At 68.9% G+C, this 21,718-nt stretch carries 18 protein-coding genes and 2 pseudogenes; 6 read left to right on the forward strand and 14 right to left on the reverse strand.

What is annotated here, in order from left to right; all coding sequences use genetic code 11:
- Positions 1 to 15: 15 nt before the first annotated feature.
- Positions 16 to 1,338 carry a Tol-Pal system beta propeller repeat protein TolB gene (gene tolB / locus ACK4TH_RS05855; RefSeq protein ID WP_409623828.1) on the reverse strand — a complete coding sequence of 441 codons (1,323 nt, stop codon included), beginning with the start codon at positions 1,336 to 1,338 and terminating at the stop codon, positions 16 to 18.
- A gap of 214 nt (positions 1,339 to 1,552) precedes the next feature.
- Here tolB and msbA point away from each other — a divergent pair, with 214 nt between their 5' ends.
- Entirely contained in the window at positions 1,553 to 3,385 is a 1,833-nt protein-coding gene (gene msbA / locus ACK4TH_RS05860; protein WP_409623794.1) for a lipid A export permease/ATP-binding protein MsbA, read from the forward strand.
- A 16-nt stretch (positions 3,386 to 3,401) separates the two neighbouring features.
- On the opposite strand, the gene rng is transcribed toward msbA, so the two are convergent.
- From rng to ACK4TH_RS05900, 8 genes and pseudogenes are all read right to left on the reverse strand, one after another.
- Entirely contained in the window at positions 3,402 to 4,886 is a 1,485-nt protein-coding gene (gene rng / locus ACK4TH_RS05865) for a ribonuclease G (protein ID WP_409623796.1), read from the reverse strand.
- A gap of 13 nt (positions 4,887 to 4,899) precedes the next feature.
- The gene (locus ACK4TH_RS05870) at positions 4,900 to 5,538 is read right to left on the reverse strand and encodes a Maf family protein (protein WP_409623798.1); all 639 of its coding nucleotides are present in this window, start codon (positions 5,536 to 5,538) and stop codon (positions 4,900 to 4,902) included.
- The gene (gene rlmH, locus ACK4TH_RS05875) at positions 5,535 to 6,005 is read right to left on the reverse strand and encodes a 23S rRNA (pseudouridine(1915)-N(3))-methyltransferase RlmH (protein ID WP_409623800.1); all 471 of its coding nucleotides are present in this window, start codon (positions 6,003 to 6,005) and stop codon (positions 5,535 to 5,537) included. The genes ACK4TH_RS05870 and rlmH overlap by 4 nt, the downstream gene beginning before the upstream one ends.
- A gap of 97 nt (positions 6,006 to 6,102) precedes the next feature.
- A pseudogene (gene rsfS, locus ACK4TH_RS05880) lies at positions 6,103 to 6,460 on the reverse strand (ribosome silencing factor); the annotation flags it as partial.
- 12 nt (positions 6,461 to 6,472) lie between these two features.
- Positions 6,473 to 7,132, reverse strand: coding sequence for a nicotinate (nicotinamide) nucleotide adenylyltransferase (gene nadD / locus ACK4TH_RS05885; RefSeq protein WP_409623802.1), 660 nt, complete (start codon positions 7,130 to 7,132; stop codon positions 6,473 to 6,475).
- Positions 7,133 to 7,146: 14 nt separating this feature from the next.
- Positions 7,147 to 8,067, reverse strand: a complete 921-nt coding sequence (gene hemF / locus ACK4TH_RS05890; protein ID WP_409623804.1) for an oxygen-dependent coproporphyrinogen oxidase — start codon at positions 8,065 to 8,067, stop codon at positions 7,147 to 7,149.
- Positions 8,068 to 8,127: 60 nt separating this feature from the next.
- Positions 8,128 to 9,417 (reverse strand): phosphoribosylamine--glycine ligase, encoded by a 1,290-nt coding sequence (gene purD / locus ACK4TH_RS05895; protein WP_409623830.1) that lies wholly within the window; start codon positions 9,415 to 9,417, stop codon positions 8,128 to 8,130.
- 8 nt (positions 9,418 to 9,425) lie between these two features.
- Positions 9,426 to 10,151, reverse strand: a complete 726-nt coding sequence (locus tag ACK4TH_RS05900; RefSeq protein WP_409623806.1) for a YebC/PmpR family DNA-binding transcriptional regulator — start codon at positions 10,149 to 10,151, stop codon at positions 9,426 to 9,428.
- 143 nt (positions 10,152 to 10,294) lie between these two features.
- Between ACK4TH_RS05900 and ACK4TH_RS05905 the strand changes: the two genes are divergently transcribed.
- From ACK4TH_RS05905 to ACK4TH_RS05915, 3 genes are all read left to right on the forward strand, one after another.
- Positions 10,295 to 11,833, forward strand: coding sequence for a helicase HerA-like domain-containing protein (locus ACK4TH_RS05905; RefSeq protein WP_409623808.1), 1,539 nt, complete (start codon positions 10,295 to 10,297; stop codon positions 11,831 to 11,833).
- A gap of 100 nt (positions 11,834 to 11,933) precedes the next feature.
- The gene (locus tag ACK4TH_RS05910; RefSeq protein ID WP_409623810.1) at positions 11,934 to 12,122 is read left to right on the forward strand and encodes a hypothetical protein; all 189 of its coding nucleotides are present in this window, start codon (positions 11,934 to 11,936) and stop codon (positions 12,120 to 12,122) included.
- A 21-nt stretch (positions 12,123 to 12,143) separates the two neighbouring features.
- Positions 12,144 to 14,594 (forward strand): putative bifunctional diguanylate cyclase/phosphodiesterase, encoded by a 2,451-nt coding sequence (locus ACK4TH_RS05915; RefSeq protein WP_409623812.1) that lies wholly within the window; start codon positions 12,144 to 12,146, stop codon positions 14,592 to 14,594.
- Here the strand turns inward: ACK4TH_RS05915 and sbcB are convergent.
- A complete protein-coding gene (sbcB, locus tag ACK4TH_RS05920) occupies positions 14,564 to 16,027 on the reverse strand; it encodes an exodeoxyribonuclease I (protein WP_409623814.1) in 1,464 nt (487 codons plus the stop codon). The two genes, ACK4TH_RS05915 and sbcB, sit on opposite strands and share 31 nt — an antisense overlap.
- Before the next feature lie 83 nt (positions 16,028 to 16,110).
- Between sbcB and ACK4TH_RS05925 the strand changes: the two genes are divergently transcribed.
- On the forward strand, positions 16,111 to 16,641 hold the full coding sequence (locus ACK4TH_RS05925) for a methylated-DNA--[protein]-cysteine S-methyltransferase (protein ID WP_409623816.1): 531 nt from the start codon (positions 16,111 to 16,113) through the stop codon (positions 16,639 to 16,641).
- Between the two features lie 39 nt (positions 16,642 to 16,680).
- Here the strand turns inward: ACK4TH_RS05925 and clpA are convergent, their stop codons facing one another.
- From clpA to icd, 3 genes are all read right to left on the reverse strand, one after another.
- Positions 16,681 to 19,020 (reverse strand): ATP-dependent Clp protease ATP-binding subunit ClpA, encoded by a 2,340-nt coding sequence (gene clpA, locus ACK4TH_RS05930; RefSeq protein WP_409623818.1) that lies wholly within the window; start codon positions 19,018 to 19,020, stop codon positions 16,681 to 16,683.
- An 81-nt stretch (positions 19,021 to 19,101) separates the two neighbouring features.
- The gene (gene clpS / locus ACK4TH_RS05935) at positions 19,102 to 19,458 is read right to left on the reverse strand and encodes an ATP-dependent Clp protease adapter ClpS (protein ID WP_068610190.1); all 357 of its coding nucleotides are present in this window, start codon (positions 19,456 to 19,458) and stop codon (positions 19,102 to 19,104) included.
- A gap of 155 nt (positions 19,459 to 19,613) precedes the next feature.
- Positions 19,614 to 20,867, reverse strand: a complete 1,254-nt coding sequence (gene icd / locus ACK4TH_RS05940; protein WP_409623820.1) for an NADP-dependent isocitrate dehydrogenase — start codon at positions 20,865 to 20,867, stop codon at positions 19,614 to 19,616.
- Between the two features lie 97 nt (positions 20,868 to 20,964).
- Here icd and ACK4TH_RS05945 point away from each other — a divergent pair, with 97 nt between their 5' ends.
- Positions 20,965 to 21,522 (forward strand): DUF192 domain-containing protein, encoded by a 558-nt coding sequence (locus tag ACK4TH_RS05945; protein ID WP_409623822.1) that lies wholly within the window; start codon positions 20,965 to 20,967, stop codon positions 21,520 to 21,522.
- 110 nt (positions 21,523 to 21,632) lie between these two features.
- Here the strand turns inward: ACK4TH_RS05945 and ACK4TH_RS05950 are convergent.
- Positions 21,633 to 21,718: pseudogene (locus tag ACK4TH_RS05950) on the reverse strand (superoxide dismutase [Fe]); the annotation flags it as partial.

The following is a 21,718-nucleotide window of genomic DNA, read 5'->3' on the forward strand; positions in this document are numbered from 1 at the left end:
AGCGCGGCCGTGCCATCAGGTCAAAAACGGCCCCCAGTCGGGCTCGCGCACGCTACCGGTCGCCGCCAGCCGCGTCTTGATGCGTCCGTCCAGGGTGGTGGTCATCAGCGACTCGCGGCCTTGCACGCGCGTGGCATAAATGATCAGGCGGCCGTTGGGCGCAAAGCTCGGGCTTTCGTCGGCGTGGGTATCGGTCAGCGACGTGACGGTTCCGCTGGCCAGATCCATCAAGCGCAGGCGGTATGCATCGCCGAGGCGGGAGACGAAGGCCAGTTGCCGGCCATCGGGGCTGACCGCCGGGGAGATGTTGTAGCCCCCCTCGAAGGTGACGCGCGTGACCTCACGCCCATCCGGGGTCATGCGGTAGATCTGCGGCGATCCGCCTCGGTCGCTGACGAAATAGACCGCCTTGCCGTCGGGGGCAAAGGCAGGCTCGGTGTCGATGCCGCCGGTTTGGGTGATGCGCTGCGGCTGACCGCCGTCCAGGTCGAGCGCGTAAATCTGCGAGCTGCCCGCCAGGGTCAGCGTGGCATACAGCCGCCGGCCGTCGGGCGACCACGCCGGCGCGCTGTTGGAGCCGCGAAAGCTGGCCAGCAGCCGCCGCCGGCCGGTGGCGATGTCGTGCGCATAAATGACGGGTTTGAGCGATTCGAACGACACATACGCGAGCTGCGTGCCGTTGGGCGACCATGCGGGGGAGATGATGGGCTCACGGCTGGTCAGGGCGGGCTGAGCATTCTCGCCATCGGCATCGGCCACCCAGAGCTGGTGGCGATCACCGCTTTTGGTGACATAGGCGATGCGCGTGGAAAACACACCCCGCTCGCCGGTGAGCTTTTCGTAGACGTAATCCGCGATGCGGTGCGCTGCCAGCCGCAGGTCGGCCGCACTCACCGGGTAACTCAGTCCCCCCAGGTCGGTGCCGCGCACCACGTCCCACAGGCGGAACCGAACGTCGAAACGGCCGTCCGCCAGCCCGCGCACGCTGCCGGTGATCAGCGCATCCGCCCCCTGCGTGCGCCAGGGCCCGAGGTCCGGGCGCGAGGCCTCGTCCAGTCCCGAGGGACCGCCTGCAATCTGGCGGAGCTGGCCACTGCGCACCAAATCGGCTGCGACGATCGCCGCCACGTCCTGCGGCAGGCCGGAGGGCACCCGAAACGGCGCGATCGCGAACGGAATCTGCTGCACCCCAACGCCAGTCACCTCGACCCGGAACTGGGCGGCTGCTGGCGCCGACCAGGCGGCCAAGGCCCCGGCCACACCCGACGCGAGCAATCCGCGGCGGGACAGTGGCGTGGACAACAGCGACGGCGCGGTGCCGCGTTCCAGACCGGACATGGGGAGGCCGAGGCGATCGAGGAGCGTCATCGAAACGGTGATAAGCGGTCGGGCAATGACAGAAACACGGCTGCACATCGCGCGCCGCGTGTGTGGAAAACCTGCATGGGCAATGTGTGGTACGGCGGATAATACCGGAACCTTATCCGTGGCCCTGGGTGTCGACCACCCCCAAGGAAGTTCCCGCCGCAACGGCTCCGCTCCACCGCCCGCCTTGTCGACCGCAGCGCCCGAACCCTCCCCGTCCACCCCTGGCCCCGCCAGGGCTGAAGCCGGCGCGCGTGTGCGCGACCGGCTGCGGCGCCTGTGGCCGTACTTTCGCCCCGCACGGGCGGGGGTGGGCATTGCCGCCTTGGGGGCCCTGTTGGCGGCGCTGACCGAGCCGGCGATTCCCGCCCTGCTCGAGCTGCTGCTCGACGAGGGGTTCATCGCGGGCGGTCTTCCCCTGTGGACGGTCCCCGTGGCGCTGATCGGTCTGTTCGCGCTGCGCGGGGTGGCCACCTTCATCGCTCAGTACGGGTTGGCCTATACCACCAATGGGGGCATGGTGGCGCTGCGACGCGCCATGTTCGAGCGACTGGGCGAGGCGGACCTGCATCTGTTCGCCGAACAAAGCGCCAGCCGTTTGTCGAATACCCTGGTGTACGAAGTGCAAAACGGTGCTGGGCAGCTCGTCGGCGCGCTGCTGACCCTGGTGCGCACCGTCCTCACGATCGCCGCGCTGCTGGGCTATCTGCTGTGGCTGAACTGGCAGCTCACGCTGATCGTGATGGCCATGTTCCCGCCGCTGTCCTGGGGCATGAAGGCGCTGTCGCGCCGCCTGTACAGCGTCACCCGACGCAGCCAGACCGCCACCGACGCACTGGCCTATGTGGTCGAGGAAAACGTGCTGGCCCACCGGCTGGTGCGGCTGCACGGCGCCCAGGCGCAACAAAAGCGGCGGTTTGCGGCCCTCAACGCCGCGCTGCGCGGCCTGGCACTCAAGAGCACGGTCGCGGCCGCGGCCATGACGCCGCTGTCGCAGATCCTGGCGGCCACGGCCTTGTCGGCCGTCATCATGGTGGCGCTGCACCAGGCGTCCGGCGGGGTGTCGGTCGGCAGCTTCGTCGGCTTCGTGACGGCGATGTTGATGCTCGTGACCCCGATTCGCCAGCTTGCGGACATCGCCACCCCGATCACGCGCGGGCTGGCTGCGCTGGAGCGCGGTGTGTCGCTGATCGAGGACACGCCGGTGCAAAGCGGCGGGCAGCACGACGGCGGGCGGGCGCAGGGGCGCATCAGCCTGCAGGACGTGTGGGTGCGTTATGCGGGTCAGCCGGGCGCGGCCGTGCGCGGCGTGTCGCTGGAGATTGCGCCAGGCGACGTGGTGGCGTTCGTCGGTCCGTCCGGATCGGGCAAAACGACGCTGATCAACCTGCTGCCGCGCTTCGTCGCCCCCAGCCACGGCACCGTCCGGCTCGACGGCGTGGATGTGCGCGAGTGGGACTTGCGGGCCCTGCGGCGGCAGTTTGCGATCGTCAGCCAGGATGTGGTGATGCTCAACGACACGGTGCTGACCAACGTGGCGCTGGGCGACGACCATCCCGACGAGGCGCGCGTGCGCGCCGCGCTCGAGGCAGCCAACCTGGGCGACTGGTGGCCGACGCTGCCCCAAGGCCTGCAGACCGTCGTCGGCCACAACGCGGCCCAGTTGTCCGGCGGTCAGCGCCAGCGACTCGCCATCGCGCGCGCCATCTACAAGGACGCGCCGGTGCTGATCCTGGACGAAGCCACCTCCGCCCTGGACAACGAATCCGAGCGGCTGGTGCAGGAGGCCCTGGGCCGACTGATGGTCGGCCGCACCACGCTCGTGATCGCGCACCGCCTCTCGACCATCGCGCATGCCGACCGCATCGTCGTGCTGGAAGCCGGTCGGGTGATCGAGCAAGGCCGCCACAGCGAACTGCTGGCCGCCGGCGGGCTGTATGCCCGGCTCTATGCCCAAGGCAGCGGGGGCTGGCTGGACGATGGCGAAAGCCCGATCGCCGCCGCCGACGACGCGGCCTGAGCCGTGGCCGACCCGCTCACATCAGCACGATGTCGTACTGCTCCTGCGTCATGGTGCTTTCGCTCTGCAGCGAAATGGGCTTGCCGATGAAGTCCGACAGCCCCGCGAGGTGTTGGCTTTCCTCGTCCAGGAAGCGCTCGACCACCTGCGGCGCGGCGATGATGCGGAACTCGCGCGGGTTGAAGGCGCGCGCCTCGCGCAGAATCTCGCGCAGGATGTCGTAGCAAACGGTGCGCGTGGTGCGCACTCGGCCGCGGCCGTCGCAGGCCGGACAGGTTTCGGTCAGCATCTGTGCCAGCGATTCGCGCGTGCGCTTGCGCGTCATCTCCACCAGCCCCAGCTGCGAAAAGCCGCCGATCATCGTCTTGACGCGGTCGCGTGCGAGCTGCTTGCGCAGCTCGGCCAGCACGGCGTCGCGATGGTCGTCGCGCACCATGTCGATGAAATCGATGATGACGATGCCCCCCAGGTTGCGCAGCCGCAACTGGCGCGCGATCGCCTGGGCCGCCTCCAGGTTGGTGCGAAAGACCGTGTCGTCGAAGTTGCGCGCCCCGACGAAGCCGCCGGTGTTGACATCGATCGTCGTCAGCGCCTCGGTCTGGTCGAACACCAGGTAGCCGCCCGATTTGAGATCGACGCGGCGCCCCAGCGCGCGCTCGATCTCCTCGTCCACATGGTATTGGTCGAAAATGGGCCGCTCGCCGCGGTAGAGGACCAGCCGGTCCGCCACCTGCGGCGTGTACTCCTGGGCAAACGTCTGCAGGGCCGCAAACTGTTCGCGCGAATCCACCTGGATGGAGCGCGTTTGCGGCCCGGCCAGATCGCGCAGCACCCGCTGCACCAGGGTCAGATCCTCGTGCAGCAGCGCAGGGGGCGCCACCTGCACCGCCCGCTCGCGGATGCGGGCCCAGGTCTTGCGCAGGTAGGCGATGTCCTCGGCCAGTTCCTCGTCGCTGGCGTCCTCGGCGTTCGTACGCAGGATGAAGCCGCCCCCGCCGTCGCCGACCAGGGCGAGCAGGCGTTGGCGCAGCGCCTCGCGCTGGGCCGGCGGAATCTTCTGCGACACGCCGACATGCCCATCCTGAGGCAGAAACACCAGCAGCCGCCCCGCGATGCTGATCTGCGCGGTCAGCCGCGCGCCCTTGGTGCCGATCGGGTCCTTGAGCACCTGCACCAGGATCGACTGCCCTTCGAACACCTGGCGCTCGATGGGGGGCACGTTGGGGGCCTCGGGCTCGCCCGCGCGCACCGGGGCATGGCGGGCGTTGATCTGCGGCAACAGATCGGCCACGTGCAAAAACGCCGTGCGCTCCAGCCCAATGTCGATGAACGCGGACTGCATGCCAGGCAGCACCCGCTGCACCCGCCCCACATAGATGTTGCCCACCAGACCGCGCTCCAGCGCGCGCTCCAGCAGCACCTCCTGCACCGCGCCCTGTTCGATGAGAGCGACGCGGGACTCCTGCGGGGACCAGTTGATGAGGATGTCGTGCTGGGCCATGGTGGCCGACAGCTTACCGCAGAGACAGACCGGCGCGACGCAGCAGCTCGGCCGTCTCGTATGCCGGCAGGCCCATGATGCCGGTGTAGCTGCCGGTGATGCGCCGCGCCCACAGGCCGGCGCGGCCCTGAATGCCGTAGGCGCCCGCCTTGCCGAACGGCTCGCCGGTGGCGATGTAGGCCGCAATGTCCTCCGCCATCAGGGGCTTGAAGGTGACCGTGGAACGGTTGACCGCCAGCCACTCACGTCGCCCGCGCGCGACCGCCACCGCGGTGAGCACCTGGTGGCGCCGGCCCGACAGGCGCTGCAGCATGCGGGCCGCGTCTGCGGCGTCCACCGGCTTGCCGAGGATGTCGCCCCCGTCCGCCACAGTGGTGTCGGCACACAGAACCAAACCGGCCGGCCAGCCCCGGCGTTGGCGCCGGGCCTCCGCCGCCCGCAGCTTGAGGCGGGTGACGCGCCGCACATAGGCCAGCGGCGCCTCCCCGGGCTGCACGCACTCCAGCGCCTCGGGGTCCTCATGGGCATCCGGCAGCAGCGGCACGGCGGTCACACCCCACTGCTCCAGCAACTGACGGCGGCGCGGGCTTTGCGACGCCAGGTACACCCATGGGCGATCATCGGTGGGCAAGTCGGGTTGGGCCTTGGTCATTCGCGGTGATAGGGGTGGCCCGTGTTGATGGACCACGCCCGGTAGAGTTGTTCGATGAGCAGCACACGCGCCAGGGCGTGCGGCAAGGTCAGGTCGGACAGGCGCAGCCGGTGCTGGGCGGCCTGGCGCAGCGCAGGATCCAGCCCATCCGGTCCGCCAATCACGAAAGCGATATCGACGCCGTCGAGCTGCCACTGCCGCAGGCGCTGCGCCAGCTCCACGGTGGTGCAGCGGTCGCCGCGCTCGTCCAGCACGACCAGGCGGGCGCCTTTTGGGCAGGCGGCCTCCAGGCGCTGGCGCTCGGCGGCCATCAGCGCTTCGGCAGGTTTGCCGCTGGTGCGCGGCTCCGCCTTGACGGTGCGCAAATGCACCCGCGCCTCGGGCGGAAAGCGCTTGGCGTAATCCTCGTAAGCCGCCTCGGCCCAGTCGGGCATGCGCTGGCCCACGGCCAGCAAATGCCACTTCATGCGGCGTCGTCGGCCGCCGGTCGGCGGGGCCGCGACGCGGACGCCCGCGGGGCGGCGGCCGCGCCAGCCGATGGGGTGGCGGCACGCGGGGACGCCCGGCGCAGGCGCACCGGCTTGCCGCCCCAGATCTCTTCCAGCCGGTAGTACTGGCGGATGGCGGGCTGCATCACATGCACGACGGCAGAGCCGCAGTCCACGATGATCCACTCGCCGTTGTCCTCCCCCTCGACCCGCGGTTTGGCAAACCCGGCCTCGGCCACTTTGTCGCGCACGCTGGCGGCCAGTGCCTTGGCCTGGCGGTTGGAGGTGCCGCTGGCGATGATGACCCGCTCGAACAGCGGCGTAATCGCCTCGGTGTTGAAGACTTGAATGTCCTGGGCCTTGACGTCCTCGAGGCCGTCGACGATGGCGCGCTGGAGTTTCTGGATCTGGCGTTGGGCGGCGGTGTCGGTCATGGAATCAGTGTGTCAAGCGGCCGGCCCCTGCGTCGCCGCATAGAGCCGATGATCGGAAATATACCGCGCGACGGCAGGCGACACCAGCGCCGTCACATCCGGGGCAGGCGCCGCGTCGCTCGAACCGGGTGGCGGGCATGCCTGGCGCCACCGGTCGCGCACGGCCGTGGCGCTCAGATCTGTCGGGGGCAGATCGAGCGCGACGAAAGGCAGCCCCACCTGGGCCAGATCGGACAGCGGCGCACCATTCCCGGCCAGCGGCCGGTTGGCCACGGCCACCGTCGCCCAGCGCAGGATATCCTCCCAGCGCCGCCAGGTGCGAAAGGCCAGCCACTGATCAGCCCCCATGACCACGAACAGCGCCGCACCGGGATACTCGGTGCGCAGTTCGGCCAGGGTGTCCACGGTGTACGTGGGGCCGTCACGGGCAATCTCACGCCCATCCACCACCACCCCGGGCAAGCCGGCAAAAGCCAGGCGGCACATCGCCAGTCGGTGCCGCGCGTCGGTCAGGGGACGGGCCTTGTGCCAGGCCTGCCCGGTGGGCAGGATCAGCAGGATGTCGAGCGCGAGTTGCCGCAGCGCCGCCTCGGCCAGGGCCCGGTGCGCGCGGTGGGGCGGGTCGAATGCGCCGCCGTACACACCAATGCGGCGCGCAGCAGGGGCGCACACGGTGGCAGCACCGGTCACAGCCAGTCGCGGCGCACCAGAAATTCGGTCACCAGCCGATGCTCGGGCGTGCCGGGCTGGGGCCGCTCGTCATACGCCCAGCGCACCAGCGGCGGCATGGACAGCAGAATGGACTCGGTGCGCCCGCCCGACTGCAACCCGAAGTGCGTCCCCCGGTCCCAGACCAGGTTGAACTCGACATAGCGGCCGCGACGGTAGAGCTGAAACTGGCGTTCGCGCTCGCCGTAGGGCGTGCCGACGCGGCGCTGCACGATGGGCAGGTAGGCGTGCAAAAAGGCGTCGCCCACGGCGCGCGTCATCGCAAAACCGCCCTCGAAGCCCAGCTCCGAAAAGTCGTCGTAAAAAATCCCGCCGATGCCGCGCTGCTCGCCGCGGTGGCGCAGACAGAAGTAATCGTCACACCAGGCCTTGAAGCGCGGGTACTTGTCGGCACCAAACGGCGCCAGCGCCTGCGCGCAGGTGCGGTGGAAATGCACCGCATCCTCCTCGAAACCGTAGTAGGGCGTGAGGTCCATGCCGCCGCCAAACCAACTCACCGCCTCGCCACCGCGGGCCGGGCGTGCCGTGATCATGCGCACATTCATGTGCACGGTGGGCACATAGGGGTTGCGCGGGTGAAACACCAGCGACACCCCCAAGGCCTCGAACGGCGCACCAGCCAACTCGGGCCGGTGCTGCGTGGCCGACGGAGGCAGCTTCGGGCCGCTGACGTGCGAAAACCCGCAGCCGGCGCGCTCGAACACCTCGCCACCCTCCAGGATCTGCGTCACGCCGCTGCCCTGCAGCGCCTCCCCCGGCGCCTTCTCCCAGGCGTCGGACAGGAAGGAGCGGCCGTCGATTTCGGAAATGGCACTGGCGATGCGTTGCTGCAAACCCAACAGGTATTCGCGCATCTGGGTCACGGGCTCGTGGGCCATGGTTGCCTCCTCGGGAACGCTGCGGACGGCCAGCCTGCCCGGCCGTGGGCGCAGGTGCGTTCAGCCGGCCTGGCGCGCCAGCGCGCGGTGGCCGATGTCGTGTCGATACTGCATGCCGTCGAAGTCGATGCCGCGCACCAGCGCATACGCGCGGTCGCGGGCCGCGGCAACGTCGGTCCCCAGCGCGGTGGCGCACAGCACGCGCCCGCCACTGGTCACCAACTGCCCCTGCTGCAGCGCGGTGCCCGCGTGGAAGACGACAGCATCCGCCGCATCCACCGGCAGCGCGGTGATGGCATCCCCCTTGCGGGGGGTGAGCGGGTAGCCGGCCGCCGCCACCACCACACCCAGAGCGACGCGCGGGTCCCACTCCAGGGAGATGGTGTCCAGCCGCCCGTCGGTCGCCGCCAGCAACACCTCCACCCAATCGCTGCGCAGGCGCATCAGGATGGGCTGCGTCTCGGGGTCGCCCATGCGGCAGTTGAACTCCAGCGTCTGGATGCTGCCATCCGGCGCCACCATCAATCCCGCATACAAAAAGCCCGTGTACGGCATACCCTCGGCCGCCATGGCGCGCACGGTCGGCTCGATCACCTCGCGCAGGGCACGCGCATGCACCGCGGGCGTGACGACGGGAGCGGGTGAATAGGCGCCCATCCCGCCGGTGTTGGGCCCGGCGTCGCCGTCCAGCAACCGCTTGTGGTCCTGGCTGGTGGCCAGCGGCAGCACGTGGGTGCCATCCACCAGCACGATGAAGCTGGCTTCCTCGCCCTGCAGGTAGGACTCGATGACCACGCGCGCGCCGTCCACGTTGTGCTGCACGCCCAGGCGGTTGTCCACCAGCATGAAGTCGATCGCCTCGTGCGCCTCGGCGGCGGTCATGGCCACCACCACGCCCTTGCCCGCCGCCAGGCCATCGGCCTTGACGACGATGGGGGCGCCCACCCGGTCCACGTAAGCGTGCGCCGCTGCGGGGTCGGAGAAGGTCTCGTGCGCCGCCGTGGGGATGCCATGGCGCTGCATGAACGCCTTGGCAAAAGCCTTGGAGCTTTCGAGCTGGGCGGCCGCCCGCGTCGGGCCGAAGATGCGCAGGCCCGCGGCCCGAAACACATCCACGATGCCGGCGGCCAGCGGGGCTTCCGGCCCCACCACCGTCAGGCCGATGCGATTGGCCAACGCCCAATCGCGCAAGGCCTCGACGTCGGTGATCGGGACATTGACCAAATCCGGATCGCGCGCGGTGCCACCATTGCCGGGCGCGACAAACACCCGTTCCGCGCGCGGGGATTGTTTGAGCTTCCACGCCAGCGCGTGTTCGCGGCCGCCGCCGCCGACGACCAGCACCCGAATGCGTTCGCTCATTCCGGCAGTTCCGCGTTGTGGAAGACGTCTTGCACGTCATCCAGGTCTTCGATGGCGTCGAGCAGCTTTTGCATGCGCTGCGCGTCCTCGCCCTCCAGCACCACGGTGTTGGAGGGCCGCCACGTGATGTCGGCCATCGCAGGCGTCAGCCCTGCGGCCTGCAGCGCGTCGCGCACCGCCTCGAACTGCGCCGGCGCGGTCAGCACCTCGATCGAGCCGTCCTCCTGCGTGATCACATCGTCGGCGCCGGCCTCCAAGGCGATTTCCATCACCTTGTCCTCGCTGGTGCCGGGCTCGAAGACGATCTGCCCGCAGTGCTGGAACTGGAACGCCACCGACCCCTCGGTGCCCAGGTTGCCGCCGTGCTTGCTGAAGACGTGACGCACCTCGGCCACCGTGCGCACGCGGTTGTCGGTCATGCAGTCGACGATCACCGCTGCGCCGCCGATGCCGTAGCCCTCGTAGCGCACCTCTTCGTAGTTGACGCCTTCGAGGTTGCCAGTGGCCTTGTCGATGTTGCGCTTGATGGTGTCGGCCGGCATGTTGGCGGCCTTGGCCTTGTCGATGGCCAGTCGCAGGCGCGGGTTGGCGGCCGGGTCACCGCCGCCCTGGCGCGCCGCGATCATGATCTCTCGCACCACGCGCGTCCAGATGCGCTGGCGCTTCTCGTCCTGGCGCGCCTTGCGGTGCTGAATGTTGGCCCACTTGGAGTGTCCTGCCATGCAAACCTCGTCGATTCCGTCGCGATAATCGGGTCAGGCTGACCGTTGGGGTAACCCGTTATTCTACGCGGCCCCCTGCTGCGCCTGCCGGCGGTCAGCCGCGCGTGACGCCTTTCCTACCCTGACGACCCGGACACCCTGCCATGACCGAGCCGATCCTGATCGCCCGCCGCGACGCCGTCGAATGCCTGCTGCTGCCCGACAAGGCCAACCGCCACGGCCTCATCACCGGCGCCACCGGCACCGGCAAGACCGTCACCCTGCAGACGCTGGCCGAGGGTTTCTCGCGCCTGGGTGTGCCGGTGTTCATGGCCGACGTCAAGGGCGACCTGACCGGCATCAGCCAGCCGGGGCGCATCGAGGGCAAGCTGGCGCAGGTGCTGGCGGACCGCGGCATCGCGCCGCCGCCGCCCACCGCCTGCCCGGTGACGCTGTGGGACGTGTTCGGCGAGCTGGGCCACCCGGTGCGCGCCACGATCAGCGACATGGGACCGCTGCTGCTGGCGCGCATGCTCGGCCTCAACGACACCCAGGCGGGTGTGCTCAACCTGGTGTTCAAGATCGCCGACGACCAGGGCCTGCTCCTGCTGGACCTGAAGGACCTGCGCGCGATGCTGCAGCACGTCGGCGACAACGCCCGGCAGTACACCACCGAGTACGGCAACATCAGCGCGGCCAGCATCGGTGCCATCCAGCGCGGGCTGCTGGCGTTGGAGCAGCAGGGGGCGGACCGTTTTTTTGGCGAGCCGATGCTCGACATCGCCGACCTGATGCAGACCGTGGACGGCCGTGGCGTGGTCAACATTCTGGCCGCCGACAAGCTGCTCAACGCGCCGCGCTTGTACGGCACCTTTTTGCTGTGGCTGCTGTCGGAGCTGTTCGAGGCGCTGCCCGAGGTGGGCGACCTGGACAAGCCCAAGCTGGTGTTTTTCTTTGACGAGGCGCACCTGCTGTTCGAAGACGCCCCCAAGGTGCTGGTGGAGCGCATCGAACTGGTGGTGCGACTGGTGCGCTCCAAGGGTGTGGGCGTGTACTTCGTCACTCAGAATCCGCTCGACATCCCGGACAGCGTGCTGGGCCAGTTGGGCAACCGCATTCAGCACGCGCTGCGGGCCTTTACCCCGCGCGACCAGAAGGCCGTCAAAGCCACCGCACAGACGATGCGGCCCAAGGCCGGGCTGGACATCGAGGCCGCGATCACCGAATTGGCCGTGGGCGAGGCTCTGGTCAGCCTGCTCGACGCCAAGGGCCGCCCCAGCGAAACCGAACGGGTCTGGGTCATGCCCCCAGGCAGCCGCCTGGGGCCGGTAACGCCGCAGGAGCGCCAAGCGCTGCTGCGCGGCTCGCTGGTCGCGGGCGTGTATGACCAGGCGGTGGACCGCGAAAGCGCCTACGAGCGGCTGCGCGCCAGCCACCAGGGCGCTCAGCCGCCGCGCGACGGTGCGGTCACCACCGGCTCGACGGCCGCCACGCCCCAGTCGGCATCAGCCGATTCCACCGGCCTGGGCGCCCGCGTGGGCGAAGTCCTGTTTGGCCGCACCGGCCCGCGCGGCGGGCAACACGACGGGCTGGTCCAGGCGGTCGTCAAGACCGCAGTGCGCGAGATTGGCGCCAACCTGGGCCGCCAGCTCGTGCGCGGGCTGCTGGGCGGCCTGGTCGGCGGCAGCACCCGGCGGCGCTGAGTCGCATGAGCCGCCGCCCCCGGGTTTGTGCCCTCCCCGTCGGGCACGGCGCCGGCCTACACTGGGCGCCCATGCATCGGCACTGCAGGAGACACTCGGAATGACCACCTGGCTGGCCGTCGTTGGGTGGGCCCTGGCCATCGCGCTGGGAGTCGGTTGGTGGCGTGAGCGACAGGAGCGCCAGCGGGCTGGCGTCTTGTTGCAAGACGAGCAACGCTGGATCTCGGAGCTGTTCGACCGGCTGAACATCGCGCACTGGCGGCGCAACCTGGATACGCAGACCCTGTGATGGTCGGACGTGTTCCGGCGCATGCACGGCATCGTACTGGACGAACCGGCCGAGCGCGAGCGCTCGCTGCGCCAGTTGGTGCCGGAGGACCGCGAGCGGGTGAATCGCGTGCTGGAAGAGTCTTACGCGCGCGGCAGCGGAGAGGCGGGCTACCGGATCCAGCAGCCAGACGGCCGCATCACCCACCACTTGTTGCGCACCGTCGTCACGCGCGAGCCGGCCACGGGGCAGCGCATCGCCTTTGGCGTCAACCTGGACATCAGCGAGCGAGTCCGGCTCGAGGCGGTTCTGCGCGAGCGGACCGCGTATCTGGAAGCCATCGTGCAAAACCTGCCGATGGGCCTGAGCGTGTTCGACCGCCAGCTCAAGCTGCGGGTCTGGAATGCGGAATTCGGGCGCGTGCTCGACTTGCCGCAAGAGCTGCTCCACGACGGGGTGGACTTCGACGACCTGATCCGGGTGCCGGCCCAGCGCGGCGAGTATGGAGCGGTAGACCCCGAGCAAGCAGTGGCGGAGCGCCGCCAGTTGGCGCTGCAGTTTCGCGCCCACCGGCTGGAGCGCACCCGCCCCAACGGCCGCACGCACCTGGTGATTGGCGAGCCGATCCTGCGCGATGGCGAGGTGGCGGGCTTCGTCACCACCTACACCGACATCACCGAGCAGAAGCAAGAGCGCGAGCGGCTGGCACAGGCACGCGACATCTTGCGCACGCTGGTGGACAACATCCCCGCCGGTGTGTCGATGGTCGATCGGGCGCTGCGCGTGCAGGTCTGGAATGATCGCCTGCTGGAGTTGCTGGACCTGCCCCGGCCGCTGTTCGACCAGCCCGATGTCACGTTGTTGGATTTGTTGCGCTACAACATCGAGCGCGGTGAGTATGGTCCCCAAGCCGATCCCGAGGGCCTGCTGGCCGAGATGCGCGAACGCGCCCTGCGTTTCGAGCCGCACGAGTTCGAGCGCGTCCGCCCGAATGGCCGGGTGCTGCACGTGCGGGGCCAACCGCTGGCCACAGGCGGCTTCGTCACCGTGTACACCGACGTCACCGAACGTCGCGCCGCGCAGGACACCATCGAGCGGCTGGCGCGCACCGACGCCCTCACCGGCCTGACCAACCGCCACGCGTTGCCGGTCGCGCTGGACCAGGCGCTGGCCGCGGCCGAGCGCGACGGGCGCCCGCTGGGCGTGCTGTTCATCGACCTGGACCGCTTCAAGGCCATCAACGACTCTCTGGGCCACGAAGCCGGCGACCAGGTGCTGGTGGAGGCGGCGCAGCGGCTGCGCTCCCGCCTGCGGGCCAGCGACATCGTCGCGCGCATCGGTGGCGACGAATTCGTCGTGGCCCTGACCGGCATGCAGGACGAGGCCGACGCCGCGCGGGTCGCGCTGCAGATCGTGCAAGCCATGTCGGAGCCCTTCACCGTCGACAACGGGGCCCATGGGGTGCTGCGCGCCTACGTCACGCCCTCGATCGGGATCGCCTGCTTCCCGCGGGACGGGCGCCGTGCTGCAGAGCTGCTGCGGCTGGCCGACATCGCGATGTACCACGCCAAGGGCGAAGGCGGCGCGGGGTGGCGCTACTACACCCCGGCCATGAACGAACAGGTCCTGCAGCGCATCGACCTGGAGGCGCGCCTGCGTGAGGCGATCGCCGGCGACGCCCTCGAGCTGTACTACCAGCCGATCCATGCGCTGCGTGACGGGATGCCGCTGATCGGGTTCGAGGCCCTGCTGCGCTGGCCGCAGGCGGATGGCGAGGTGCTGTCGCCGGCCGCCTTCGTGCCGATGGCCGAGCAGTCGGCCGACCTCATCGAGGCGCTGGGCCGCTGGGTGTGCACGGCGGTCGCTCACCAGCGGCAGCGTTGGCAGCACCTGTACCCGCAGTGGCCCCTGCTGCTCAGCATCAACCTGTCGGCGCGCCAGTTCGACCGCGAGGGGCTGGCCGAGCGCATCCGCGAGGCCTTCGCCGCGGCCGACCCCGAAAGCGCTGCGGCCGCGCTGCCCCTGCTCGGCATCGAATTCGAAATCACCGAGGGCGCCATGATGCGCGACCCGCGGCGCGCCGAAGCCGAGCTGTCGCGCCTGCGCGAACTGGGCGCGCGCATCGCGATCGACGACTTTGGCACGGGGTACTCGTCCTTGGCCTACCTCAAGCACCTGCCGATCGACCGGCTCAAAATCGACCGCACCTTCGTGCGGGATGTGGCCGACGATCCAGACGATGCCGCCATCGTCACCGCGGCCGTGGCCCTGGCGCACCGCCTGGGGCGCGAGACCGTGGCCGAAGGCGTGGAGACGGCCGCGCAACTGCACGCGCTGCGCCAAATCGGCTGCGACGCGGTGCAGGGCTTCGGACTGGGTCGGCCCATGCCGGCCCTGCAGGTCGGTGCCCATCTGCAGCGCGTGGCGCGCGGCGAGCATCTGGCGCTGTGGCAGGCCAACGCTCAACCGTCCGGCGCCAGCGAGGTGGCGTAGTCCATCAAATCGGCCAGGATCGCCTGCGCCCGCTCGTCATCACGCTCGACGGCCCCTTCGGCCAAGGCATCCAGCCGCTCCAGATAGGCCGACAATGGCGTGAGGCCACCCGTGCCGTCCACCAACCGGGCCCGACAGTAGGCGCGCCAGCGCAAGCGCTCATCGTCGCTCAGCGACTCCGGGTGATTGCGAGCGCGGAAGCGAAACACCAGTTCCGGCAACCGGGGGTCATCGAACCCCGCCCGCTGCCACGCCGGATCACCGGGATCGAGCCGGCGCAGCCGCGCCAGTCGCCGGCGGTCCTCGTCACCGACGAAACCGTCGTACAGCGCCCCGTCCACATCGGCCGGCCCGGACGGCGATTCACGCCCAAACAACGCGGTCCACAGCGCACCCAGATCGGGCAGGCCGGCGGCATAGGCCGCATGCCGCTCGATGAGCCCCAGATCCAGCCCGAAACGCTCGGCGGCCCCCTCTTTCAGCACCGCCGGATTGCTGACCACCATGGGCGAGCGGTTGAGGTGGATGCTCTTGAGCGGCAGCCGCCGCACCCCCTCGGGCAAATCCGACTGGCGCGTGAACAGGCGCAAGCGGGCATCCTCCGGCCGCAAATCGATCAGCTCGCGCGGGTCGTGGGCCAGATCCCAGGCCAGTACCTCGTTGCGGTTGAACGGATGGCTGGCCAGTGGCCACATCACCGCCAGGCAGCCCCGCTCGGGGGAAAACTGGCCCGACACATGCACGAACGGGCGCGCCTGGCCCGCCAGCGCGGGCAGGCCCAGCACCTGCATCACGCGATCGCGCCGGCGCAACCCGAAGGCGTAGTCGAACAGCCGAGGCTGGCGCTCGCGGATCAGGCGCGCCACCGCCACCGTGGCCAGCACATCCGACAGGGCGTCGTGCGCCTGAGCATGGGCCAGGCCGTTGGCCGCCGTCAGATCCTCGAGGCGAAAACTCGGCCGCCCGTCGGGGTGGCGCGGCCACTCGATGCCTTGCGGGCGCAGCGCCCAGGTCATGCGCACCACGTCCAGCAGATCCCAGCGGCCGCAGCCGTTGCGCCACTCCCGGCCATAGGGATCGAGCAGATTGCGCCACAACAGGTGGCGCGTGAACTCGTCGTCGAAGCGGATGGAGTTGTAGCCCACGCCGACGGTGCCGGGACGCTCCAGCTCGGCCAGGATGGATTCGGCAAAAGCTCGCTCGGTGACGCCGCGCTCCAAGCAGATCTGGGGCGTGATGCCGGTGATCAGGCAGCTTTCCGGATCGGGCAGATAGTCCGGCCCCGGCCGGCAGTACCAGATGACGGGCTCACCGATCGGGTTGAGCTGGGCATCGGTGCGCAGGCCGGCAAACTGGGCGGGCCGATCCCGTCGGGCGTCGGCGCCAAAGGTCTCGTAATCGTGCCAAAAAAAGGTGTGGGCGGTCTGGGTCACCCCGGCATCCTAACCGGTGCGCGGCGCTGGTCAGGTCGGGGCACATGGGCCCACGGGAGCGTGGTTTGGCGTACAGTGGGGCCATGTCGCTTGCCGTCGCCGCATCAGCCACCCTCCACACCGCCGTCGTCCCCTGTCCCCTGGGGGACGTGCGGGTCGCCATCAGCGCGGCTGGCCTGTGCGCCGTCTCGCTGGGCACCACGGACGACGCCTGGCGGGCCGATCTGCGCCGGCGTTTTCCGCGCACGACCCTCGCAGACGGCCAGGGCACGCACCGGGCGTGGGCGGACGCGGTCGCCGCGCTCATCGAAACCCCCGGGCGCGATTTCGCCCTGCCGCTGGACATCCGCGGGACCGCCTTCCAGCAGCGCGTCTGGGCGGTGCTGCGCACCATTCCCGCAGGCCAGACCCTGTCCTACGGCGAGGTGGCCCGTCGTCTGGACGCCCCGCGCGCCACGCGGGCTGTCGCGCAGGCCTGCGGCGCCAACCCGCTGGCGGTGGTGATTCCCTGCCACCGGGTGATCGCCAGCGACGGCCGTCTGACGGGCTACCGCTGGGGGCTCGAACGCAAACGCGCACTGCTGCTGCGCGAGGGCGCACAGCCACGCGCCTGACCCCACCCAGGCCCCGGGGCTGGCCCGGGGCGACCGAGGTCAGTCGGCCGTGGCCTCTTCCGGTTCGGCCGGTTCGGCCTTGCGGTCTTTCTTCGGCAACGGCTGGATGTCGAGCTTGACCTGCGGCTCGCCGCCACCCTCGGGCGTCTCGACGTCCACCGTCAGGCGCCCACCGTCGACCAGCCGGCCGAACAGCAGCTCGTCCGCCAGCGCGCGCCGGATCGTGTCCTGGATCAGGCGTTGCATCGGGCGCGCGCCCATCAGCGGATCGAAGCCCTTCTTCGCCAAGTGCCTGCGCAGCGCGTCGGTGAAGGTGACCTCGACCTTCTTCTCGGCCAGCTGCTGCTCCAGCTGCAGCAGGAACTTGTCCACCACGCGCAGGATGACCTGCTCGTCCAGCGGCTTGAAGCTGACGATGGCATCCAGCCGGTTGCGGAACTCCGGCGTGAACAGGCGCTTGATGTCGGCCATCTCGTCGCCGGCCTGGCGCTGCGTCGTGAAGCCGATGGTGGACTTGTTCATCGTCTCGGCGCCGGCGTTGGTCGTCATGATGATGATGACGTTGCGGAAGTCGGCCTTGCGCCCGTTGTTGTCGGTCAGCGTGCCGTGGTCCATCACCTGCAGCAGCACGTTGAAAATGTCCGGGTGTGCCTTCTCGATCTCGTCGAGCAGCAGCACGCAGTGCGGCTTCTTGGTGATGGCCTCGGTCAGCAGCCCGCCCTGGTCGAAGCCGACGTAGCCCGGCGGCGCGCCGATCAGGCGGCTGACCGCATGGCGCTCCATGTACTCCGACATATCGAAGCGGATCAGCTCGATGCCCAGAATGTAGGCGAGCTGCTTGGCCGCCTCGGTTTTGCCGACACCCGTGGGACCGCTGAACAGAAACGCCCCAATCGGCTTGTCCGGCTTGCCCAGGCCCGAGCGCGCCATCTTGACGGACGAGGCCAAGGCCTCCAGGGCCTTGTCCTGGCCGAACACGACGGCCTTGAGGTCGCGCTCCAGGTTCTGCAGCTTGCCGCGGTCGTCGCTTGAGACGCTGGCGGGCGGGATGCGCGCGATCTTGGCCACGATCTCCTCGATCTCGGCCTTGCCGATGGTCTTTTTGCGCTTGGACGGCGCGACGATGCGCTGCGCCGCCCCGGCCTCGTCGATGACGTCGATGGCCTTGTCGGGCAAGTGGCGGTCGTTGATGTACTTGGCCGACAGCTCGGCCGCGGCCTGCAGCGCGGCGGCGGCGTACTTGACGCTGTGGTGCTCCTCGAAGCGCGACTTCAGACCCTTGAGGATCTCGATCGTCTGCTCCACCGTGGGCTCGACCACGTCCACCTTTTGGAAGCGCCGCGACAGCGCCGCGTCTTTCTCGAAGATGCCGCGGTACTCGGTGAAGGTGGTCGCACCGATGCACTTGAGCTGGCCACTGGACAGCGCCGGCTTGAGCAGGTTGGAGGCGTCTAGCGTGCCGCCCGAGGCTGCCCCCGCCCCGATCAGGGTGTGGATTTCGTCAATGAAGAGGATGGCGTTGGGCTTGTCCTTGAGCGCCTTGAGCACGCCTTTCAGGCGCTGTTCGAAATCGCCGCGATATTTGGTACCGGCCAGCAGCGCCCCCATGTCCAGGGAATACACCGTCGCATCGGCCAGCACATCGGGCACGTCTTTTTGCACGATGCGCCAAGCCAGCCCTTCGGCAATGGCGGTCTTGCCCACACCGGCCTCGCCCACGAGCAGCGGGTTGTTCTTGCGCCGGCGGCACAGAATCTGGATGACCCGCTCGACCTCGTAATCCCGTCCGATCAGCGGGTCGATCTTGCCGTCCCTGGCCGATTGGTTGAGGTTCTGGGTGAACTGCTCCAGCACGGACGCCTTCTCGTTGCCCTTGGCCTCGCTGGCCTCTTCGTTTTCGGCGGCGCTGCCCTCGCTGGACTTGGCAGGCTCGGGCGACTCGCCCTTGCGGATGCCGTGCGCGATGTAGTTGACCACGTCCAGCCGGGTGATGCCCTGCTGGTGCAGGTAATACACCGCGTGCGAGTCCTTCTCGCCGAAGATGGCCACCAGCACATTGGCGCCCGTGACCTCTTTTTTGCCGTTGCCGGTGGACTGCACATGCATGATGGCGCGCTGAATCACGCGCTGGAAACCCAGCGTCGGTTGCGTGTCCACCTCGTCCGTCCCCGCCACGGTGGGCGTGTTGTCCTTGATGAAGGTGGTCAGCGACTTGCGCAGATCGTCGATGTTGGCGTTGCAGGCGCGCAGCACCTCGGCGGCGCTGGGATTGTCCAGCAGCGCCAGCAGCAGATGCTCGACCGTGATGAATTCGTGCCGCTGCTGCCGGGCCTCGACAAAGGCCATGTGCAAGCTGACTTCAAGTTCCTGGGCAATCATGGGGCACTTCCTTCACTTCGGGGTTCAACTGTAGCGCGATGCATCCACCGGCACACTCGGGTATGTGGGGCGGCGCCCTCGTTATTCAACGGGTTCCGCCACGCACTGCAGCGGATGCCCCGCCGCCCGTGCGGCCTGGGTGACCTGTTCGACCTTGGTGGCGGCGACATCGCGGGTATAGACGCCGCACACGCCGCGCCCGTGCACGTGGATCTTGAGCATGATTTGCGTGGCCGTCTCGCGGTCCTTGTTGAAAAACTCCTGCAGCACGCGCACGACGAACTCCATCGGTGTGAAGTCGTCGTTGAGCAGGACGACCTGGTACATCTTGGGCGGCTGCACGCGCTGGCGGCGACGCTCCAACACCACCGCATCGCCGCCGCCGGGCACGCTCGGGGTCAGATCGGGTTGTTTTGGTGTCGTGGCCATGGCGATCATTCTGCAATAAATTCGGCACCCCCACATGGGGCGCGGCTTGGCCGTCCGTCGCCCAAAAAACGCCGCCGCCCCTGGGGGCGGCGGCAGCGTGGGTGGCACGGGATTTCGCCCGACCGGGACGGCGGACGGCGCGGGCGACGCGGCCCGCGCGGCGGTCACATGTGGTCGATCATGACCTGACCGAAGCCCGAGCACGACACCTGCGTGGCGCCTTCCATCAGGCGCGCGAAGTCGTAGGTGACCTTCTTGCTCTGAATGGCCTTTTCCATGCTGCTGATGATGAGGTCGGCGGCCTCTTTCCAGCCCATGTGGCGCAGCATCATCTCGGCCGAGAGAATCTCCGAGCCCGGGTTGACGTAGTCCTTGCCGGCGTACTTGGGCGCCGTGCCGTGCGTGGCCTCGAAACAGGCCACGCTGTCGGACAGGTTGGCACCCGGGGCGATGCCAATGCCGCCCACCTGCGCCGCCAGCGCGTCGGAGATGTAGTCGCCGTTGAGGTTGAGCGTGGCGATCACCGAGTATTCGGCCGGGCGCAGCAGGATCTGCTGTAGGAAGGCGTCGGCGATCGAGTCCTTGACGACGATGTCCTTGCCCGTCTTGGGGTTCTTGAACTTGCACCACGGGCCACCGTCGATCGGCTCGGCACCGAACTCCCGCTGCGCCAGCGCATAGCCCCAGTCACGGAAGCCGCCTTCCGTGTACTTCATGATGTTGCCTTTGTGCACCAGGGTGACCGAGGGCTTGTCGTTGTCGATCGCGTACTGGATCGCCTTGCGCACCAGGCGCTCGGTCCCCTCGATCGAGACCGGCTTGATGCCGATGCCCGAGGTCTCCGGGAAGCGGATCTTGGTCACGCCCATCTCTTCGATGAGAAACTTGATCAGCTTCTTGGCTTTGTCGCTCTGCGCCGGGTATTCGATGCCAGCGTAGATGTCTTCGGAGTTCTCGCGGAAAATGACCATGTCGGTCTTTTCCGGCTCCTTCAGCGGGCTGGGCACGCCCTTGAAGTAGCGCACCGGGCGCAGGCAGACGTAGAGGTCGAGCTCCTGGCGCAGCGCGACGTTGAGCGAGCGGATGCCGCCGCCAACCGGGGTGGTCAGCGGGCCTTTGATGGATACCACGTACTCCTTGAGGGCATGCAGGGTTTCCTCCGGCAGCCAGACGTCGGGTCCGTAGACTTTGGTGGACTTCTCGCCCGCATAGACCTCCATCCAGTGGATCTTGCGCTTGCCGCCATAGGCCTTGGCCACCGCCGCATCCACCACCTTGATCATGACCGGGGTGATGTCGAAGCCGGTCCCGTCCCCCTCGATGTACGGGATGATCGGGTTGTCCGGCACGTTGAGCGACATGTCGGCGTTGACGGTGATCTTCTGGCCTTCAGCGGGCACTTGGATGTGCTGATACATGTGCGGGGTCTCCGTAGGGCGTAACGCGCCGCAGCACCGGGTGGGCGCTGGGCTCTAGAATCGATTCTATCGACAAAACCTCCGTGGACCTGACGCCATGCCTGCCCCGCTCCGTCCGCCGGCCGCCCTTCACCGTCGCCCTCGGTACCGCCGGTGGCAACGCGATCGGCACCCGGTAGCCGCGGGGGCCTGGGCGGCGCTGGCCCTGGCCGTGGGGCTGTGCGCGACACCCGCGGCGGCGGCGCAGCCCCCTGCCGCCGAGCGGGCTCAGACTGCCCAGATGGACCTGCCGCGCGTGTCGCTGCGCGCCGGGATGCACCTGATCGATGCGCAGGTGGCGCTGACACACGAGCAGCGCTCGATCGGCCTGATGTGGCGGCGGGAGCTGGCCGCCAACGAAGGGATGCTGTTCGTCTTCGAGGCGCCGGCGGTGCAGTGCTTTTGGATGCGCAACACCTATGTGCCGCTGACGGCCGCCTTCGTCGCGGACGATGGCCGCATCGTCAACCTTGCGGACATGCGCCCGCTCGACGAGACCAGCCACTGCTCGCGCGAGCCCGTGCGCTATGTGCTCGAGGTCGCGCAGGGCTGGTTTGCCAAACGGGGCATCGGCGCCGGCTTTCGGCTGGCGGGCGGGCCGTTTGGCGGACGCTGACGGAGGCCACCCTCTTTGTCCGCTACCCAGCCGGAAACGACGAGGGGGCGGTCAAGCCACCCCCTCGAAAGCGCAGCCCCTCCATTCGAACGGGCCAGGGCGTCGTGCCGTCAGGCGTAGTTGGCCTGCGCGAAGTCCCAGTTGACCAGCTTGTCGAGGACGGTCTCGACGAACTTCTGGCGCAGGTTGCGGTAGT

Source organism: Tepidimonas sp. (genome assembly GCF_046292505.1).
Classification (GTDB): Bacteria; Pseudomonadota; Gammaproteobacteria; order Burkholderiales; family Burkholderiaceae_C; genus Tepidimonas.

Excerpts from the sequence above, each read along its gene's own strand:
- tolB (WP_409623828.1), bottom strand. The coding sequence starts at position 1,338 with ATGTCCGGTCTGGAACGCGGCACCGCGCCGTCGCTGTTGTCCACGCCA.
- rng (WP_409623796.1), bottom strand. The coding sequence starts at position 4,886 with ATGGCCCAGCACGACATCCTCATCAACTGGTCCCCGCAGGAGTCCCGC.
- ACK4TH_RS05870 (WP_409623798.1), bottom strand. The coding sequence starts at position 5,538 with ATGACCAAGGCCCAACCCGACTTGCCCACCGATGATCGCCCATGGGTG.
- rlmH (WP_409623800.1), bottom strand. The coding sequence starts at position 6,005 with ATGAAGTGGCATTTGCTGGCCGTGGGCCAGCGCATGCCCGACTGGGCC.
- hemF (WP_409623804.1), bottom strand. The coding sequence starts at position 8,067 with ATGGCCCACGAGCCCGTGACCCAGATGCGCGAATACCTGTTGGGTTTG.
- ACK4TH_RS05900 (WP_409623806.1), bottom strand. The coding sequence starts at position 10,151 with ATGGCAGGACACTCCAAGTGGGCCAACATTCAGCACCGCAAGGCGCGC.
- ACK4TH_RS05905 (WP_409623808.1), top strand. The coding sequence starts at position 10,295 with ATGACCGAGCCGATCCTGATCGCCCGCCGCGACGCCGTCGAATGCCTG.
- ACK4TH_RS05910 (WP_409623810.1), top strand. The coding sequence starts at position 11,934 with ATGACCACCTGGCTGGCCGTCGTTGGGTGGGCCCTGGCCATCGCGCTG.
- ACK4TH_RS05915 (WP_409623812.1), top strand. The coding sequence starts at position 12,144 with ATGCACGGCATCGTACTGGACGAACCGGCCGAGCGCGAGCGCTCGCTG.
- ACK4TH_RS05925 (WP_409623816.1), top strand. The coding sequence starts at position 16,111 with ATGTCGCTTGCCGTCGCCGCATCAGCCACCCTCCACACCGCCGTCGTC.
- clpA (WP_409623818.1), bottom strand. The coding sequence starts at position 19,020 with ATGATTGCCCAGGAACTTGAAGTCAGCTTGCACATGGCCTTTGTCGAG.
- clpS (WP_068610190.1), bottom strand. The coding sequence starts at position 19,458 with ATGATCGCCATGGCCACGACACCAAAACAACCCGATCTGACCCCGAGC.
- icd (WP_409623820.1), bottom strand. The coding sequence starts at position 20,867 with ATGTATCAGCACATCCAAGTGCCCGCTGAAGGCCAGAAGATCACCGTC.
- ACK4TH_RS05945 (WP_409623822.1), top strand. The coding sequence starts at position 20,965 with ATGCCTGCCCCGCTCCGTCCGCCGGCCGCCCTTCACCGTCGCCCTCGG.